Annotated in this window: 16 protein-coding genes and 1 tRNA gene; 6 read left to right on the top strand and 11 right to left on the bottom strand. The window is 71.2% G+C overall.

The window, feature by feature from the left end:
• Nucleotides 1-29: 29 nt before the first annotated feature.
• The gene (locus FHX44_RS01020; protein ID WP_147253717.1) at nucleotides 30-380 is read right to left on the bottom strand and encodes a hypothetical protein; all 351 of its coding nucleotides are present in this window, start codon (nucleotides 378-380) and stop codon (nucleotides 30-32) included.
• Nucleotides 381-502: 122 nt separating this feature from the next.
• On the opposite strand from FHX44_RS01020, the gene FHX44_RS01015 reads away from it, so the two are divergent.
• Nucleotides 503-1,657, top strand: coding sequence for an IS630 family transposase (locus FHX44_RS01015; RefSeq protein ID WP_246170142.1), 1,155 nt, complete (start codon nucleotides 503-505; stop codon nucleotides 1,655-1,657).
• A gap of 471 nt (nucleotides 1,658-2,128) precedes the next feature.
• Entirely contained in the window at nucleotides 2,129-2,653 is a 525-nt protein-coding gene (locus FHX44_RS01010) for a hypothetical protein (RefSeq protein WP_147253716.1), read from the top strand.
• A gap of 1 nt (nucleotide 2,654) precedes the next feature.
• Here the strand turns inward: FHX44_RS01010 and FHX44_RS01005 are convergent, their stop codons facing one another.
• The 7 genes from FHX44_RS01005 to aceE all read right to left on the bottom strand — a co-directional run bounded on the left by FHX44_RS01005 (nucleotide 2,655) and on the right by aceE (nucleotide 10,976).
• A complete protein-coding gene (locus FHX44_RS01005; RefSeq protein WP_147253715.1) occupies nucleotides 2,655-3,890 on the bottom strand; it encodes a beta-ketoacyl-[acyl-carrier-protein] synthase family protein in 1,236 nt (411 codons plus the stop codon).
• A gap of 34 nt (nucleotides 3,891-3,924) precedes the next feature.
• Complete coding sequence (locus FHX44_RS01000) at nucleotides 3,925-4,167, bottom strand: acyl carrier protein (RefSeq protein ID WP_142099296.1); 243 nt, start codon at nucleotides 4,165-4,167, stop codon at nucleotides 3,925-3,927.
• A 67-nt stretch (nucleotides 4,168-4,234) separates the two neighbouring features.
• Nucleotides 4,235-5,212, bottom strand: coding sequence for a beta-ketoacyl-ACP synthase III (locus FHX44_RS00995; protein WP_147260835.1), 978 nt, complete (start codon nucleotides 5,210-5,212; stop codon nucleotides 4,235-4,237).
• A 29-nt stretch (nucleotides 5,213-5,241) separates the two neighbouring features.
• Nucleotides 5,242-6,174, bottom strand: coding sequence for an ACP S-malonyltransferase (locus FHX44_RS00990; RefSeq protein WP_147253714.1), 933 nt, complete (start codon nucleotides 6,172-6,174; stop codon nucleotides 5,242-5,244).
• A 152-nt stretch (nucleotides 6,175-6,326) separates the two neighbouring features.
• The gene (locus FHX44_RS00985; RefSeq protein WP_246170141.1) at nucleotides 6,327-7,565 is read right to left on the bottom strand and encodes a PucR family transcriptional regulator; all 1,239 of its coding nucleotides are present in this window, start codon (nucleotides 7,563-7,565) and stop codon (nucleotides 6,327-6,329) included.
• A gap of 150 nt (nucleotides 7,566-7,715) precedes the next feature.
• Nucleotides 7,716-7,922: a cold-shock protein gene (locus FHX44_RS00980; protein ID WP_147253712.1), complete on the bottom strand. Its 207-nt coding sequence runs from the start codon at nucleotides 7,920-7,922 to the stop codon at nucleotides 7,716-7,718.
• A gap of 270 nt (nucleotides 7,923-8,192) precedes the next feature.
• Nucleotides 8,193-10,976: a pyruvate dehydrogenase (acetyl-transferring), homodimeric type gene (aceE, locus tag FHX44_RS00975; RefSeq protein ID WP_147253711.1), complete on the bottom strand. Its 2,784-nt coding sequence runs from the start codon at nucleotides 10,974-10,976 to the stop codon at nucleotides 8,193-8,195.
• Nucleotides 10,977-11,170: 194 nt separating this feature from the next.
• Here aceE and FHX44_RS00970 point away from each other — a divergent pair, with 194 nt between their 5' ends.
• A complete protein-coding gene (locus tag FHX44_RS00970; RefSeq protein WP_147253710.1) occupies nucleotides 11,171-11,605 on the top strand; it encodes a DUF3052 domain-containing protein in 435 nt (144 codons plus the stop codon).
• Between the two features lie 49 nt (nucleotides 11,606-11,654).
• Here the strand turns inward: FHX44_RS00970 and FHX44_RS00965 are convergent, their stop codons facing one another.
• Nucleotides 11,655-13,238 carry a phospholipase D family protein gene (locus FHX44_RS00965; RefSeq protein ID WP_147253709.1) on the bottom strand — a complete coding sequence of 528 codons (1,584 nt, stop codon included), beginning with the start codon at nucleotides 13,236-13,238 and terminating at the stop codon, nucleotides 11,655-11,657.
• Nucleotides 13,239-13,322: 84 nt separating this feature from the next.
• Between FHX44_RS00965 and FHX44_RS00960 the strand changes: the two genes are divergently transcribed.
• Nucleotides 13,323-13,784, top strand: a complete 462-nt coding sequence (locus FHX44_RS00960) for a peroxiredoxin (RefSeq protein ID WP_147253708.1) — start codon at nucleotides 13,323-13,325, stop codon at nucleotides 13,782-13,784.
• 31 nt (nucleotides 13,785-13,815) lie between these two features.
• Nucleotides 13,816-13,890 (top strand) — tRNA-Val (locus FHX44_RS00955).
• A gap of 3 nt (nucleotides 13,891-13,893) precedes the next feature.
• Here the strand turns inward: FHX44_RS00955 and FHX44_RS00950 are convergent.
• The gene (locus FHX44_RS00950) at nucleotides 13,894-14,094 is read right to left on the bottom strand and encodes a hypothetical protein (RefSeq protein ID WP_147253707.1); all 201 of its coding nucleotides are present in this window, start codon (nucleotides 14,092-14,094) and stop codon (nucleotides 13,894-13,896) included.
• Nucleotides 14,095-14,421: 327 nt separating this feature from the next.
• Here FHX44_RS00950 and FHX44_RS43720 point away from each other — a divergent pair, with 327 nt between their 5' ends.
• Entirely contained in the window at nucleotides 14,422-15,249 is an 828-nt protein-coding gene (locus FHX44_RS43720) for an AraC family transcriptional regulator (protein WP_170308718.1), read from the top strand.
• A gap of 434 nt (nucleotides 15,250-15,683) precedes the next feature.
• On the opposite strand, the gene FHX44_RS00940 is transcribed toward FHX44_RS43720, so the two are convergent.
• Nucleotides 15,684-16,718 (bottom strand): methyltransferase, encoded by a 1,035-nt coding sequence (locus FHX44_RS00940; protein WP_147253705.1) that lies wholly within the window; start codon nucleotides 16,716-16,718, stop codon nucleotides 15,684-15,686.
• Nucleotides 16,719-16,723: the final 5 nt, after the last annotated feature.

Below are 16,723 nucleotides of genomic sequence, written 5' to 3'. Positions count from 1 at the left end.
CTCCGTTCGGGCGCTAGTGGTCCCGGTCGTTAGTTCGTCGGGGGTCTGAGGTCGTGCCAGGCCGTGGGATCGTTGAGGTAGAGGCCGCAGGCGAGGTCGAGGGCGTCTTGGCAGGTTCCGATCGGTAGCCCGCTGGGGAAGATCGATTCCTGGTAGTCGTCGTGGCTGGCCCGGTAGATCGCGACCTGCCAGTGGTGGGCGGACCCGACGTAGCGCAGTCGACACAGTGGCAGGGTCGCTGTGTCGGTGGTGGCCTCGACGTAGGTGAACACCCCGCGGTGACGCATGCGCAACTGGCTGATCTGTGGCCAACGCTCGCGGGCACGAGCGCTCAGCCTCTGCCGCACGGAGATCTTGGTCGACTCAGGGAACGTGGGCACCTGCTCATCGTGACAGTCCTCGGCCGCGCTGCTGGGCCCAAGTAGACAGCCGTCCGTCGCCCGCTCGGGTGATCATGGTGTGTCGCGGCGCTCGCGTCCTGGCGCGGGTGGACAACGCGGGGATGCCCGTCGCCAGCCCGTTCGTCATCGTGCTCACCCCGGCCGAGGAGGCCGAACTGCTGGCGCGAGTGCGCGGCGGGCGCATCGAGCATCGGGACCGGGTCCGAGCCCAGATCGTGCTCGCCGCTGCGGCCGGGGGCTCCAACGCCGCCATCGCCGCCGACCTCGGGCTGTGTGTCGACACCGCCCGCCGATGGCGCTGCCGGTTCGCCGCCGGGCGTCTGGGGGGCTTGGCCGATCGGCCCCGATCCGGGCGGCCGCGGCGGTTCACCGCGGTGCAGGTTGCGGCGATCACCGCGCTGGCCTGCGCGCTGCCCGCCGAGACCGGGATACCGCTGTCGCGCTGGAGCAGCACCGAGCTGGCCACCGAAGCCGTCGCCCGCGGTGTCGTCTCGGCGATCTCGGGGTCCACGGTGCGCCGCTGGCTGGCCCGCGCCGCGATCAAACCCTGGCAGCACCGCTCCTGGATCTTCCCCCGCGACCCCGACTTCGAGTCCAAAGCCGCCCGCGCCCTGGACCTATATGCCCGCACCTGGGAAGGCGCCCCGCTGGGTCCGCACGACTACGTGATCAGCGCCGATGAGAAGTCCCAGCTCCAAGCTTTGCGCCGCCGCCATCCCGGCCGCCCGCCCGGGCCGGGCCACACCCGGCACGTGGAGTTCGAGTACCGCCGCGGCGGGACCCTGGCCTACTTCGCCGCCTACGACGTCCACCACGCCCGCGTGATCGGGACCATCGCCCCCAAGACCGGGATCGAACCCTTCACCGAGCTCGTCGCCAAGGTCATGACCACCGAGCCCCACGCCTCCGCGCGGCGGGTGTTCTGGATCGTCGACAACGGCTCCTCGCACGCCGGGCAGGCCTCGATCGACCGGATGGCCACAGCCTGGCCCACCGCCACCCTGGTGCACCTGCCGATCCACGCGTCCTGGCTCAACCAGGTCGAGATCTACTTCTCGATCCTGCAACGCAAGGCCATCACCCCGGTCGACTTCGCCGACCTCGACGCCCTCGCAGAGCGCATCCTGGCCTTCCAAGACCGCTACAACAGCAACGCAACACCGTTCGACTGGACCTTCACCCGCACAGACCTACGGGCACTGCTCGACCAGATCGACCCACCGCCCACTTACCAGCCGCTGCCAGCCGCAGCATGACCCCCGACGAACTAACGAACCCGACCACTAGCGTCCGTCGGGTGTCCCGAGCCGGGGGACGGCGCGCCCACCGGAACCCCGCCCGACCAGGCCGAACTCGATAGGCCCCGATCGACGGGCTGACCGCCCTCACGCCCGGCAGGTGACCAGGCTCGGACCAAGGGCTCACCGGGCGGCGGCGCGCATGATCCGAACTGTCGGTTTGCCCATGGCTGTCGCCACAGCCATAGCCAACCGACACTGCGGATCTTGGGCGCAACCACTCCACACGAGTTCGGAACTGCCGAGCTCTCGGGAGCGGCCAAGACCCTCGGGCGATCTCGAGCGCGTGCAGGAGCAGCCGCGGAGCATTTTTTCATGGCCGGAACGTCACGAGATCACCACCGGTGTTTGCCCGTCTGCCGCGGCCCGGCACACTGATCGTCGACCGACTCGGAGGGGGTCTGCGGTGGATGTACGCGGCGTGGGCCGGTGACGCGCGCTGGGACGGCCGGCGTCGCGATCGTCCTCGCGGTGCTGCTGGTGGTGGGGGGCGCCGCGGCGCTCGCATCGCGGGATCGCGGAGGGCCGCCGGAGGTTCCGGCCGAGGGCGTGGGTTCGAGCGAGGTGGAGCTCTCCGCGGACGCGGCGGCCCACCCGGCGGGCGATGAGGTGGGTGCCCAGCTGCAGCGCCACTACGACGCCATCAACGACCGCGACTACGCGCAGTGGCGTGCCACGGTCGTGCCGGCGCGGGCCGAAGCGCTGGGCGAGCAGGAGTGGCAGAAGGCCTATGCCACCACGCGGGACGGCTCGATCCGGGTGGAGCGCATCGACCCGGACCCCGAGGGTGGGCTGCTGGTGCGGGTGCGGTTCATCAGCACGCAATCGGTGGAGAATGCGCCGCAGGACCTGCAGGCCGAACGCATCTGCTGGCGCTCCACGCTGCCGATGCGCGGAACGCCGCCCCTGATCGACCGGACCGGGGGCGGCAGTTCCGCGCGAGAAGCCTGTTGACTCAGGCCTTCGTGAAGGCGATCGCGGCGTTGTGGCCGCCGAACCCGAACGAGTCGCACACCGCCGCCTGCAGGTCGACCTTGCGCGGTTCGCCCGCCACCACGTCGAGCTCGACGCCGGGGTCGAGGTTCTCGAGGTTGAGGGTGGCCGGGATGATCCCCTCCTTGATCGAGAGGACCGTGATGATGCTCTCGACCGCGCCCGCCGCGCCGACGAGGTGCCCGAAGGACCCCTTGGGGGCCGTGAGGACGGGGTGGTCACCGAGGGCCTTGCGCACCGCCCTGGTCTCGCCCACGTCGCCCGCGACCGTGGAGGTGGCGTGGCAGTTCACGTGGCCGACGTCCGTGGGCTCCAGCCCCGCGTCGCGCACGGCCTTGGCGATGGCCCGTGACTGGCCGATCCCCTCCGGCTCCGGCCCCGTGATGTGGTAGGAGTCGGCGGTCAGCCCCGCGCCGGCCAGCCGCCCGTGCACGGTGGCACCGCGTGCGGCCGCGAACTCGGCCCGCTCCAGGACCATGATCCCGGCGCCCTCGCCGAGCACGAACCCGTCGCGACCGGTGTCGAACGGCCGGGAGGCGCGCTCCGGCTCGTCGTTGCGCTGCGAGAGCGTGCGCGACTGCACGAAGCCGGCCACCGTGAGCTGGGTGATGCAGGCTTCGGCGCCGCCGGCGATGACGACGTCCAGCTCGCCGTTGCGCATCAGCATGAGCGCCCAGGCCAGGGCCTCCGCGCCGGTGGCGCACGCGGACACCGGTGCGTGCACGCCGCCACGTGCGCCGAACTCGAGGCTCACCCACGCGGCGGGCCCGTTGGGCATCAGCATCGGCACGGTCAGCGGGGAGATCTTGCGCAGCCCCTGGGTCTCGAGCAGATCGTCCTGCGCGAGCAGGGTGGTGACGCCGCCGATACCGGTCCCGACCACCACGCCGAGCCGCTCCGGCTCCACCTCCGGTGATCCGGCGTCCGCCCAGGCCTCCTTCGAGGCCACGACCGCGAGCTGCTCCACCCGGTCCAGCCGCCGGGACTGGACCCGGGGGAGGACCTCGGTGGGTTCGACCGCGAGCGGCGCGCCGATCTTCACCGGCAGCTCGTAGCGATCGATCCAGTCGTAGTCGTCGTTGATCCGCCGGACGCCGGAGCGCCCGCTGAGCATGCCCTCCCAGGTCGATGCGACGTCCCCACCGAGCGGGGTCGTCGCGCCGAGCCCGGTGATGACAACGTCGACCTCAGAGCTCATGACACCTCCGCCTCCCGGTCCCGCCGCCGCGGGGTCACTGGTTCTTCGCGATGTAGTCGACGGCGTCGCCGACCGTCTTGAGCTCGGCGAGCTGGTCGTCGGGGATCTTCACGCCGAACTTGTCCTCGGCCTGCACGGCGATCTCGACCATCGACAGCGAGTCGATGTCCAGGTCGTCGACGAAGGACTTCTCGGCGGACACCTCGGCGGTGTCGATGCCGGCGACCTCCTCGACGATCTCCGCGAGCCCGCTGAGGATCTCGGTGTTGTCGGCCACGGTGTTCTCTCCTTCTGTGGGGGTCAGGGGGCTCGATCCAGCAAGTGCTGATCCAGCGCAGGGGATCCTAGGGACAGATGACGACCTGGGCGGCGAAGGACAGGCCCGCGCCGAACCCGGCGAGCAGGGCGACATCGCCCGAGCGCAGACGCCCGTCGGCGCGCATGTGGTCCATGGCGAGCGGGATCGACGCAGAGGACGTGTTGCCCGAGTGGACGATGTCGTCGGCGACGACCATGTCCTCGCGGGCGCCCTCCTTGCGCAGCCGCTTGGCCACGGCGTCGACGATGCGCAGGTTGGCCTGGTGCGGCACGAACACGTCGATGTCGGCGGGGGTGAGCCCGGCCAGCTCGATCGCCTTCAGCGCCACCGGCGCGATCTTGGTGGTGGCCCAGCGGAAGACCGCCTGTCCCTCCTGGAACAGCGCGTTCGTGTCGGGGTTGATGTGGATGGTCTGAGCCATGTCGCCGGCGCTGCCCCACGTGAGCGGGCCGACGCCGACAGACGCCTCGTCGGTGGCCGGACCCAGCACGACGGCACCGGCCCCGTCGGCGAAGATGATCGCCGTGGAGCGGTCGGTCCAGTCGATCCAGTCCGACAGCTTCTCGGCGCCGATCACCAGCACGTGCCGCGACGATCCGGCGCGAACGAGGTCGGCGGCGGTGCCGATGCCGTAGGAGAAGCCGGCGCACGCTGCGTTGAGGTCGAACGCGCCGGGTGCCGGGATGCCGATCCGATCCGCCGTCTGCGCGGCCGCGTTCGGGATGCCGCTCGGCATCGTGCAGGTCGCCACGATCACCGTGTCGATCTCGGTGGGCGCGATCCCCGCGTCCTTCACCGCCCGCGACCCGGCCTCGGCGGCCATGTCGACCAGCAGCGTGTCCTCCTTCGCGATGCGCCGGCTCTGGATGCCGACCCGCTCGCGGATCCACTGGTCGTTGGTGTCCATCCGCTGCGCGAGGTCGTCGTTGGTGACGACGTTCTCGGGCTGCGCGCTGCCCATTCCGAGGATCCGGGCGCCCGCGACGGGCGGGGCGGTGCGCAGCCGAATCCGGCCGGGCTGGGTCGATCGGGTCACGTGTCGGCTCCCGCGTGTTCGGTGATGAGGTCGACGGCCCGGTCGAGGTCGTCAGGGGTCTTGAGGGCCAGCGTCGCCGTGCCCTTGAGATCGCGCTTGACGAGCCCCACCAAGGTGCCGGCAGGCGGCAGCTCGATCACCGCGGTCACGCCCAGCTCGCGCAGGCGCGCCATGCAGGCGTCCCAGCGCACCGGCAGGGTGACCTGCGCGACGAGCCGGCGCAGCGCCTCGGCGCCGTCTGTGACGACCTCGCCGTCGGCGTTGGACAGCAATGGGCGTACCGGATCGGCCGGGGAGATCTTCTCGGCGTGGGCGCGCATCGCGTCCTCGGCGGGTCCCATGAAGCGGGTGTGGAACGCGCCTGCCACCGGGAGCGGGATCACGCGTGCGCGCTCGGGCGGTGCGGCCGCGAGCTCGGCCAGGGCGGCCTGCGGGCCGGCTGCGACGACCTGACCTGCCCCGTTGCGGTTGGCCGGGTCCAGACCCAGCTCGGCGAGCTTCGTCAGCACCTCGTCGGGTTTCCCACCGAGCACGGCGCTCATTCCGGTGGGGGCGAGCGCGCAGGCGGCGGCCATCTCGCGCCCGCGCACCGCGGCGAGCGACACGGCCGCGTCGGCGGTGAGCACCTCGGCCACCGCGGCGGCGGCCAGCTCGCCGACGGAGTGGCCTGCGGCGGGCGCGGCGGCGGGCAACGTGGCGCGCGCGGTGAGGCGGGCCGCGGCCAGCAGGGCGCCGGCGACCACCAGCGGCTGCGTGACGGCGGTGTCCTTGATCTCGTCGGCGCCGGCGGTGGTGCCGAGCCGCCGCAGGTCGAGACCGGTGGCGTCGGACCATCGGGCGAGGGTCTCCTCGGCCGCGGGGTCGTCGAGCCACGGGGCGAGCATGCCCGGGGTCTGAGATCCCTGGCCGGGTGCGAGCAGGGCAATCACGTCACGTAGCAAACCGGGACCGACCTGGGTGCGGGAATGCGTCAGGCGCACCAACTCCGTGCGCGGGTTTTGGAGGTTTCCTCCAACGAGCTACGGTCACGATCGGGTTGCGGGCCGCCGCAGCACCGGCTGAATTGTGGGATCTGCGCAGCTCAGGTGGCGTCGAGGGGATGGAGTCGGGCCGCGAGCAGAGCGATGCGGAGCACCAGGGCGTCGCGCGGATCGGTGGGGCGTAGGCCGGTGAGTTCGGTCACGCGCCGTAGCCGGTATCTCACGGTGTTGGGATGGACGAACAGGGACCGCGCGCACGCTTCCAGGGCGCTCCCGCTCTCCAGGAACGCCGCCAGCGTCGTCAGCAGTTCGCCGCCCGCCGCGGCCACCGGCTCGACGGCGGCGGCGACGAGCCTGCGGTGCGCGACCGCGTCGCCTGCGAGGGCGCGCTCGGGCAGCAGGTCGTCGGCGGCCACGGGGCGGGGCGCGTCCGGGCGGGCCGGGGCGGCCCGGAGGCCGGCCAGCGCGTCACGGGCGCTGGCGTGCGCGCCGGGGAGGTCGGCGGCCCGCGGTCCCACGACGACGGGGCCCGGTCCGAAGGCCTCGACGACGGTGCCGATGTCACCGCCGGTGTCGAGGCCGGGTGGTTCGGACAGCAGCACGACGAGGCGGTTGCCCTGTACGCCGACCAGCACGGACTGACCCGACCGGTCGGCCTCGCGGCGCAGCTCGACGAGCAGTTCCTCGTGGGCCTCAGGGGCCGGGCTGCCCACCACGACGCGCAACGGCTCGGCCGGGTCCCAGCCGAGCGCGGACGCGCGCGAGACCAGGCCGTCGACCCAGCTGCGCGCGGTGTTGCCGGACTCCGCGCCGGGCCCGCGCACCACGGCGTCGACGACGAGCGCCTCGACGCGCGCATCCCACGCGCCGCGGCTCTCCGCCTCGCCTGCGTACACCGTCGCGGCGGCGAACGCGATCTCCCGGCCGAACCGCAACACGCCCTCGACGAGTGCACGCCGCTCGGCCTCGTCGGCCGCGAGCGGCGGCAGGTGCTCCTCGAAGACCTCGGTCGCGATGCGGACGAGGTCGACCGTCTGCGACAGCGTCAGCCGGCGTGCCAGATCGCGCGGTGCGATCCGGAATGCCTCGGCCGTGAGCCGAGGTGCTCCGCCCGATTCCGCGGCCCAGCGCTTACCGATCCACGCCACGAAGTTCGCGATGCCGGTCTGCGTGACGAGCTGGACGCCCGCACGCATTTCCGCCGACAGGCGCGCGAACCACGGCTGACGCTGCGCCATGGCCGCGAGACATGCGGCGGCCAGATCACCCGTGGCCAGCTCGAGCTTGCGCAAGGTGGCCGGGGACAACCCGGAGGTCGCCCGCACCTCGTCGTCGCTCACGCGGGGCAGCATCGCACGGCATGCCGTGACGGCGGCGGTGGCTCAGCAGGCCGCCACCGGCGGCCCGGGACGGCCTCCGTACCGTCGCACGGCTGCGGAGGTGGAGGGATCAACCAGCGCCGCGGCGCCGGGACCTCGGGAGATCGGCTGTCAGCCGAGCGGAGTGACCTTGCTGGCCTGCGGGCCCTTCTGACCCTGCTCGATGTCGAACGACACGCGCTGCCCCTCGTCGAGGCTCTTGTATCCGTTGGTCTGGATCGCCGAGTAGTGCACGAACACGTCCGCGCCACCACCGTCAGGAGCGAGGAAGCCGTAGCCCTTCTCGCTGTTGAACCACTTGACGGTGCCCTCTGCCATTCCTGCTCTCCTCGTACCTGTGCCGGGGCACTGCCCCCGGCCTCGCGCCGCCTGGCGCGAACGCTCCGCGCCCCGGTCGGGACACCGTTTCGCGATCACTCGCTGGCGGCGTCGCGCCGGAGCGTATCGTGTTCGGGCCTCCCTGCCGAGAGTCAATGACCAGTGATTTTCCGGCATTTTCACAAAGGAGAGCCGCGTTCCCGCCCTCGGAAGGGCGGGGAACGCGGCTTCCCGGTGTGCGGTGTCAAGTGCCCCCGCCGGGGGCACCAGTCAGGCCACGCCGCTGTCGCTCGTCTGCGGCCCGGCCGCCTGCGGGTCGTCGATCCGGTACTTCGCGGCGGCCTCGGCCACCGCGCCGCGGTCGAACTCGCCGCGTGCGGCGAGCGTCTCCAGCGCCGCCACCGTGATCGACTCGGCGTCGACGTTGAAGTGCCGCCGCACGGCGGGCCGGGTGTCGGAGAGACCGAAGCCGTCGGTGCCGAGGCTCGTGAACGGCGCGGGTACCCACTGGCGTACCAGGTCGGGCAGCGCGCGCATCCAGTCCGACGTCGCGACCACCGGCGCATCCCCGGAGAGGGCCCGGGTGATGTACGGGATGCGGGGCTCGGCGTCCGGGTGCACCAGGTTGTGCTGCTCGCACTCGACGCCGTCGCGGCGCAGCTCGCCCCACGACGTCACCGACCACACCTCGGCGCCCACGCCCCACTGCTCGGCCAGCATGTCCCTGGCCTGCAGGGCCCACGGCAGGGCGACGCCGGACGCGAGCAGGCGGACCTGCGGTCCCTCGGCACGCGGGCTGGCCGCGTACCGGTAGAGGCCGCGCAGCAGCCCGTCGACGTCGAGGTCATCGGGCTCGGCCGGCTGGACGTAGGGCTCGTTGTAGACGGTGAGGTAGTAGATGACGTTCTCCGCGTCCTCCCCGACCATGCGCCGCAGACCGTCCTTGACGATGTGCGCCACCTCGAACGAGAACGCCGGGTCGTACGCGACGACGGCCGGGTTGGTGGCCGCGAGCAGCAGCGAGTGCCCGTCGTTGTGCTGCAGGCCCTCACCGGTGAGCGTGGTGCGGCCCGCGGTGGCGCCGACGAGGAACCCACGGGCCATCTGGTCGGCGGCGGCCCAGATCGAGTCGCCGGTGCGCTGGAACCCGAACATCGAGTAGAAGACGTAGACCGGGATCATCGGCTCGCCGTGCGTGGCGTACGACGTGCCCGCCGCGGTGAACGAGCCCACCGAGCCGGCCTCGTTGATCCCCTCGTGCAGCAGCTGACCCTGCTCGCTCTCGCGGTAGGCGAGCATGAGCGAGGCGTCCACGGACGTGTACTGCTGCCCGTTCGGGTTGTAGATCTTCTGGGTCGGGAACATCGAGTCCATCCCGAACGTGCGCGCCTCGTCCGGGATGATCGGCACGAACCGGCCGCCGATCTCCTTGTCCTTCACGAGCTCGCGCAGCAGCCGGACGAACGCCATCGTGGTGGCGACCTCCTGCTTGCCCGAGCCCTTCCGGATCGTCTCGTAGACCTTGTCGCCGGGCAGGACCAGCGGTTTCGACGTCGTGCGCCGTGACGGCAGGTCCCCGCCGAGCGCACGGCGGCGCTCCCGCATGTACTGGATCGCCGGGTCGTCGTCGCCCGGGTGGTAGTACGGCGGCAGGTACGGGTTCTCCTCGAGCGCCGCGTCGGAGATCGGGATGCGCTGCTCGTCGCGGAACTGCTTGAGGTCGGCGAGCGACAGCTTCTTCATCTGGTGGGTCGCGTTGCGCCCGGCGAAGCTCGGGCCCACGCCGTAGCCCTTGATGGTCTTGGCGAGGATCACCGTCGGCTGGCCGTGGTGCTCCAGCGCCGCGGCGTAGGCCGCGTAGACCTTGCGGTAGTCGTGCCCGCCACGCTTGAGGTTCCAGATCTCCGCGTCGGACATCGGCTCGACCAGCGCCTTCGTGCGCGGGTCGCGCCCGAAGAAGTGCTCGCGGACGTAGCCGCCGTCGTTGGCCTTGTAGGTCTGGTAGTCCCCGTCCGGCGTCTGGTTCATCAGGTTGATCAGCGCGCCGTCGCGGTCGGCGTGCAGCAGGGCGTCCCACTCCCGGCCCCAGATCACCTTGATGACGTTCCAGCCCGCGCCCCGGAAGAACGACTCCAGCTCCTGGATGATCTTGCCGTTGCCGCGGACCGGGCCGTCGAGCCGCTGCAGGTTGCAGTTGATGACGAAGGTGAGGTTGTCGAGTCCCTCCGTAGCCGGTACGTGGATCAGGCCGCGCGACTCCGGCTCGTCCATCTCGCCGTCGCCGAGGAACGCCCACACGTGCTGCTGCGAGGTGTCCTTGATGCCGCGGTGGTGCAGGTACCGGTTGAACCGCGCCTGCATGATCGCGTTCATCGGGCCGAGCCCCATGGAGACCGTGGGGAACTCCCAGAAGTTCGGCATGAGCCGCGGGTGCGGGTACGACGGGAGGCCGTGGCCCGGCCCGCCGTGCGAGAGCTCCTGGCGGAAGCCGTCGAGCCGGTCCTCCGAGAGGCGCCCCTCCAGGTACGCGCGGGCGTAGATGCCGGGGGAGGCGTGGCCCTGGATGTAGACCTGGTCACCCCCACCCGGGTGATCCTTGCCGCGGAAGAAGTGGTTGAACCCGACCTCGTACAGCGTGGCCGACGAGGCGTAGGACGAGATGTGCCCGCCGACGCCGATGCCCGGTCGCTGCGCGCGGTGCACCGTCATCGCGGCGTTCCAGCGGATCCAGCGGCGGTAGGCCCGCTCGGTCTCCTCGTCGCCCGGGAACCACGGCTCCCGGTCGGTCGGGATGGTGTTGACGTAGTCGGTGCTGGTCAGCGACGGGACGCCGACGTGGCGCTCCCGCGCCCGCTGCAGCATCCGAAGCATCAGGTAGCGGGCGCGCTGCTGCCCTGCGGCGTCGAGGACCGCGTCGAAGGAGTCGAGCCATTCGGCCGTCTCCTCGGGATCGATGTCCGGCAGGTGGGCGGCGAGCCCGTCGCGGATGACGTGCACACGCCGCGGCCCCGTCCCGGGGGTCCGGGCACTGCCGTCGGTGTTCTGGCCGGTCAAGGGATCTCCCTGCCTTGGTAGAGCTGAGTCGTTCTCTGTTGCTGTCGTCCCCTATCGTGCCCCTCGGCGCTCGATCTCGTAACGAGTGGTTGCGCGCCGGACAGTCGTCGTGTTCGGATTCCGCAACCGACGAGGCCGGGGTCGGGGGGCAGGGCACCGGCTGCGAGCAGTGCACGAGGCAAAGGGGTACACGCGTGGTCGCCGCGGATGATGCCGGACGTACGTCCGACATCGCGGGCAAGCTCGGCGTCGAGCCGGGCATGGTTGTCCAGGAACTCGGCTGGGACAGCGATGTCGACGAGGCGGTGCGCGACGCCGTCGAGGAGAGAGCAGGCGACGATCTGCTCGACGAGGATGCCGACGATGTCATCGACCTCGTCCTGTTGTGGTGGCGTGACGGCGACGGGGACCTCGTCGACGCTCTGATCAACGCCATCGGACCGCTCGCGGACAACGGCGTGATCTGGGTGCTCACCCCGAAGACGGGGCGCCCGGGACACGTCGAGCCGAGCGACATCGCGGAGGCCGCGCCGACGGCCGGGCTCTCGCAGACCTCCAACATCACGGTCAGCGAAGGCTGGGTGGGCTCGCGGCTCGTGGCGCCGAAGGCGGCGAAGTCCCGGCGCTGAGCGGAGCTCTGCGGAGCGAACAGACGGTGCTGAGCGGAGCTCATGCCGTTCACCAGCGGCCTCGGACGCGGTCGCGCCACGGCCGCCCGTCCGGGTCGTAGACGAGCCGGTAGGCCGGAACGGCCCACAGCCGGGTGAGCGTGCGCATCCGCTCGGGCCGGTGGTGGCGCAGCCGCCCGGGCGGGCGCGGCCCGACCCGGCCGCCGTCGTGCCATGCGTCGAGCGCGTCCGCCGCTGCCTCCACGGCGCGGACGGCGTCGTCGGGGTCGAGCAGGTCGGCGTCGTCGTCGCTGCGACGATCGAGGTGCTCGCGCAGCAGCGTGAGCCGTAGGTCACGGGCGAAGGGCCGGGCTCCGTCGCCCAGCCCGCCGGGGTCGCGCGGCTCGCGGGTGTCGCGGTCGTCGTCGAGAACGGCGACGGACAGCTCGCTGTCGTGGCTCCAGGAGCGCCGGTTGAGGTTGGCGCTGCCTGCGCACGCCCAGGTGTCGTCGACGACGGCGACCTTCGCGTGGACGTACACCGGGGTGCTCTCGTGGTTCTCCAGGTCGTACACGTGCACCCGGTCGGGGGCGGCCCGCTCGCACACCTCCATCGCCTGCACCCGGCCCACCTGGTTGGGCGGCAGCGCCAACCGGCCGTCCACGTCGGAGTGGCGGGGCACGACCACCATCAGGTGCAGCCGGGGGTTGCGCTGCAGCGCCTCGGCGAGCAGCCGCGCGATGTGCGGCGACCACATGTACTGGTCCTCGAGGTAGACCAGACGCTGCGCGCGGCGGAGAACCTTCACGTAGGCCCGTGCCACCGATCGTTCGCCGTGCGGGGCGAACGGGTATCCCGGCCGGACCGCGGGGTACGTGCGCAGCACCTGGACCGTCGCGTGCCCGGCAACAGGCGGGTCAGGTGGCCGCTCGGGCAGCGGGTCGGCCCGCATGTCGGTGTTCGAGAGCCGGTCGCGCAGCCACGCGATCGGGTTGTGGACGTCGACCGAATGAGGATCCTCCCAGCGCTCCCGGTACACCGCGTCGAGCAGGCCGACGGCCGGACCCCGGACCTCGAGCTGCACGTCGTGCCACGGCGGGTACTCGCCGTAGGCCACGGCCATCGGCGCGGCCTGCGGGTCGCCGCGGTGGGTGTCGTCGTCGCGGCGGGAGCGGCACAGGTCGATCCCGCCGGCGAACGCCACGTCCCGGCCCGGGTCGGCCACGTGGCGCAGCACCACGAGCTTCTGGTGGTGGGAGCCCGCCCTGCGCACCCGCTCGTCGAGCAGGACCTCGCCGCCCGCCTCGTGTACCTCGTCACCGAGCTGGCGGTTCTCCTCCCCGCTGTATGACAGCTCGTCGGCGTGCGAGCGCCACATGAGTCCCTTGACGACCACGCCGCGCCGCGCGGCGTCGCAGAACAGCTCGCCGACCGTGGGCCCATCGGGGCAGAGCAGCTCGTCGGCATCGCCGCGCCAGTCGGTGAAGAAGAGGTGGTCGCCGGGCCGCAGCGCCCACACCTCCGCCGCCAGTCGGGCGAAGTAGCTGCTGCCGTGCACGTGGGCCCGGACGTCGTTGCCCTCGCACCAGTCCGGCTGCCGGTAGGCCGGGTTGCCCCGCTCGGCTCGCGTGAGGAACCACTCCGCAGTCCCCATCCGTGCCTCCCATCCGCACCGCGGGCGACATCGCCCGACTAGGCTCCTCGACGAACGCACCGCTCGCAGCGAGGAGACCTGCTCATGGCGCCCGAGGTCGGCACCGAGGCACCCGACTTCACCCTCAAGGACCAGAACAACCAGGACGTCACGCTCTCGTCGTTCCGCGGGAGGCGCAACGTGCTCGTCGTCTTCTACCCGTTCGCGTTCTCCGGAATCTGCACCGGCGAGCTGTGCGCGATCCGCGACGACATCGGCAGCTTCCAGAATGAGGACGTCCAGGTGCTCGGCGTGTCGGTCGACCACGTGTTCGCCCTCAAGGCCTGGGCGATCCAGGAGGCCTACCAGTTCCCGCTGCTGTCGGACTTCTGGCCGCACGGTGAGCTGGCAAAGACCTACGGCGTGTTCAACGCCGACCGCGGCATGGCCGTGCGTGGCACCTTCCTGGTGGACAAGGCGGGCATCGTGCGGTTCGCCGAGGTGAACGCCCCCGGCGAGGCCCGCGACCAGGACGCGTGGAAGAAGGCGCTGGCCTCGGTGGCCTAACATCTCCTGGCCGCTCCGGCGGCCTGGACCCGGGCGCGTAGCTCAGCGGGAGAGCACTCGGTTTACACCCGAGCGGTCGCAGGTTCGATCCCTGCCGCGCCCACCAGATCTACCGGCTCTCATAGCTGGCATACGTATCGTGATCGATCATCGCCAGGCCGAAGCGTGCGTAGGTCCCGGTGTTCACGTCGGCCGGCTGCCAGAGGTCCATGTTGCACAGCCAGCTGAGGAAGCCGTAGACCGTCGCCCGGCGGTAGTCGCTCCACGCCTCGTCCAGTCCGGGGGCGAACACGCCGAACGTTGCGAGCACCTTCAGGTAGCAGTTCCGTCGATGAGCTGCACCGGCTCGGCCCGAGTGATCACAACGCCGGGGTAGCGGGTGCGGAGCGCTGCGCTCAGCCACGTGGCCGTGACGCCGTTCGCGGTCAGCGGGAGGGGATTGGCGTCGCCGAATCACCTGAGCCAGTCACACAGCACCTCCCCGGACGGCCGCGACGATAGGCGCCGGTCCGCGGGAGGTCTTGAAGGAAATTGACCTCGGAGGTTGCGAAGCGTGCCGGTCGGCGCTGCAATGGCGGACCACTCCGGTGAGGTTGGCCGATCGCAGACGATGGTCGAGGAGCCGCAGGGAGGCCACATGCCGGTGTCCAGGACGAGGATCGTGCTGGTCTCAGAGCGGGTCGAGGTGCCACGCGTCGGCGGCTCGCCGCACCCGCGGCTGCGAGGACTGCTCGCACGCGGCTACGCCGGCTTCACCGAGCCGGCCGCGCCACCCCAGGACATCGTCAGTCCGGCCACGGCGGTCGTAGGCATCGTCCTGAAACTGGACGACTCGGCATGGCGCCCCCCGGAACTCCTCATCGGCGCCCACGACTTCTGCCACGTGCACCGGGACGCCCCCGCGCACGCCTACATGCAGCAGTGGCTGACGCCGCTGGGCGCCTACCGGCTGGGCCTGCCCAACGGCGCCATCAGCGGCCAGGTCATGGACCTGGCCGACGTGCTCGGCACCGGCATCCGGCGCCTGGCCGACCAGCTCCGCTCCACACCGGACCAGCGGCAACAGTTCGCACTGCTGGACGCCTACCTGCTGCGGCGAGCCCAGGACGGCCCCCAACCCGCACCAGAGGTCGTCTGGGCGTGGCGGCGGCTGACCGCCACCGGGGGCAAGCTGCCGGTCGGCCGGCTCGCGAACGAGGTCGGCTGGAGCCACAAACACCTGATCAGCAGGTTCAAACAACAGGTCGGCCTGCCGCCCAAGACCGCCGCCCGACTGGTCCGCTTCGATACGGTGTGGCGCCGCCTGGCCACCCACCCACCCGCACGATGGGACCAGATCGCCGAGGAGTGCGGGTATGCCGACCAGGCCCACCTGATCCGCGACTTCCACCAGTTCACCGGCGTCCCCCCGGCCGCGTTCCTGGCCAACCTCCGGGCCCGGTCTGCGGTGGCCCGGCCCGCGTGAGGAAATGACCAGGTTCGTCGGGTGAGGCCGGGTTGGTTCACCTGCCCTCGGGCGCCCCCCGGACGCCTGTAGGGAGCTGGTGAGGATGGCTCCGGTCCGTGCGCGATCGGGTAGACCACCAGCTTGGCCTCGGCGCTGCCAACGATGATCATCGAGCGCCCGGGATGGACGCTGTCGAACAACCTCTCCGGCGACGCCGGCGCGTCGTCGATGAGCGGGGTCACGGTCGCGAACCCGCTGTTCGTCGACGACGCCGGCCGTGACTTCCGGCCGGCCGAGGAGGGCGCGCGACGCCGGCACGCCGACGGACGCGCCCGCCATGGGGTATCGCCGGCGTCGACCGCCCGCAGTGTTCCGGTGCCGACGTCGGCGCCTACGAGATGCCGGTCACGGCCGGCGGTGGTACCGGGACGGCCGAGCCCGTCCCGCCGGCCTCACGGGGCATTGACGGTGGCCTCGATGATCGACAGCGGGCTCACGGTGCCGACGATGCGGTCGAGGGTGAAGCCGTTCGTTGCCAGCAGGTCTCGATACTCATCGGCTTCGCGTTCCCGGCCGGGCAGGAGGCCGAGCATGGTCAGGTCGATCATCTTGATCAGGTGCGGTTCATCGCCAGGGGGAACGACGCCCTCGATGATCAGCAGCCGGGCACCGGGATCGGCGGCGGCACGGATCGATTGCAGGATGCGGCTGCAGGTGTCGTCGTCCCAGTCGTGCAGGATGAAGCCCAGGAGGTAGATGTCGGCGGTGGGGACCTTCTCCAAGAAGTCCCCGCCCTCGGTCTCGATCCGATCGGCGAGCCCTTCGCGCGCGATGGAAGCGTCTGCGGTCGGGATGATCGCGGGGAGGTCGAAGACGATGCCGCGGCGTTCGGGCCGGTGCTCGAGCAGGGTGAGCAGGATGCTGCCGTCGCCGCCACCGATGTCCGCGACCACGTCACCGTCGGGCAGTTCGTAGTCGTCGAACATGCCGGTCCGCAATCCCGCGGTGACGTCGGCCATGGCTCGGCTCATCAGTTCGGCTCGGTCGGGATCGTCGGCGATCCATTCGAAGAACGGCTTGCCCAGATACTGGGTCGTTCCGACTTCGCCGGTCCGTACGGTGTGCAGCAAGGTGCTGAACGGAAGGTAGTGGGTCTCCATCCAGAAGCGGATGAAGGCATGCATCGACTCTGGATGGTTGCGTGACAGCACGGCGCCCAGCGGTGTCGTGCTGACCTTGCCATCGCTGGTGGTGAAGATGCCGAGTGGCGTCAACGTACGGATCAGACGGCGGAGGGCCGGCTGGTGCGCGCCGGTGCGTTCGGCCAGTTCGTGGATGTTCAGCGGTCCGTCGTCGAGCTGCGTGGCGATGTCGAGTTTCGCGATCACGTACAGCGCCTGGGACACCTGGAAGCCGGCCATCATCTGGGTCATCACGGCGGACGGCGATGGTGCCGCCTGGTCGGGCGTGCGGTTTGGCGTGGTCATGATGG

Source organism: Pseudonocardia hierapolitana (genome assembly GCF_007994075.1).
Classification (GTDB): domain Bacteria; phylum Actinomycetota; class Actinomycetes; order Mycobacteriales; family Pseudonocardiaceae; genus Pseudonocardia; species Pseudonocardia hierapolitana.
The sequence above is the reverse complement of the archived record's forward strand: the minus strand, read 5'-3'. Positions and strand labels throughout refer to the sequence as shown.

What these genes read in the sequence shown, in the direction of transcription:
- FHX44_RS43720 (WP_170308718.1), top strand. Translation starts at nt 14,422, where the DNA reads ATGCCGGTGTCCAGGACGAGGATCGTGCTGGTCTCAGAGCGGGTCGAG.
- FHX44_RS01005 (WP_147253715.1), bottom strand. Translation starts at nt 3,890, where the DNA reads ATGAGCTCTGAGGTCGACGTTGTCATCACCGGGCTCGGCGCGACGACC.
- FHX44_RS00960 (WP_147253708.1), top strand. Translation starts at nt 13,323, where the DNA reads ATGGCGCCCGAGGTCGGCACCGAGGCACCCGACTTCACCCTCAAGGAC.
- FHX44_RS00940 (WP_147253705.1), bottom strand. Translation starts at nt 16,718, where the DNA reads ATGACCACGCCAAACCGCACGCCCGACCAGGCGGCACCATCGCCGTCC.
- FHX44_RS00980 (WP_147253712.1), bottom strand. Translation starts at nt 7,922, where the DNA reads ATGGCAGAGGGCACCGTCAAGTGGTTCAACAGCGAGAAGGGCTACGGC.
- FHX44_RS01015 (WP_246170142.1), top strand. Translation starts at nt 503, where the DNA reads ATGCCCGTCGCCAGCCCGTTCGTCATCGTGCTCACCCCGGCCGAGGAG.
- FHX44_RS00965 (WP_147253709.1), bottom strand. Translation starts at nt 13,238, where the DNA reads ATGGGGACTGCGGAGTGGTTCCTCACGCGAGCCGAGCGGGGCAACCCG.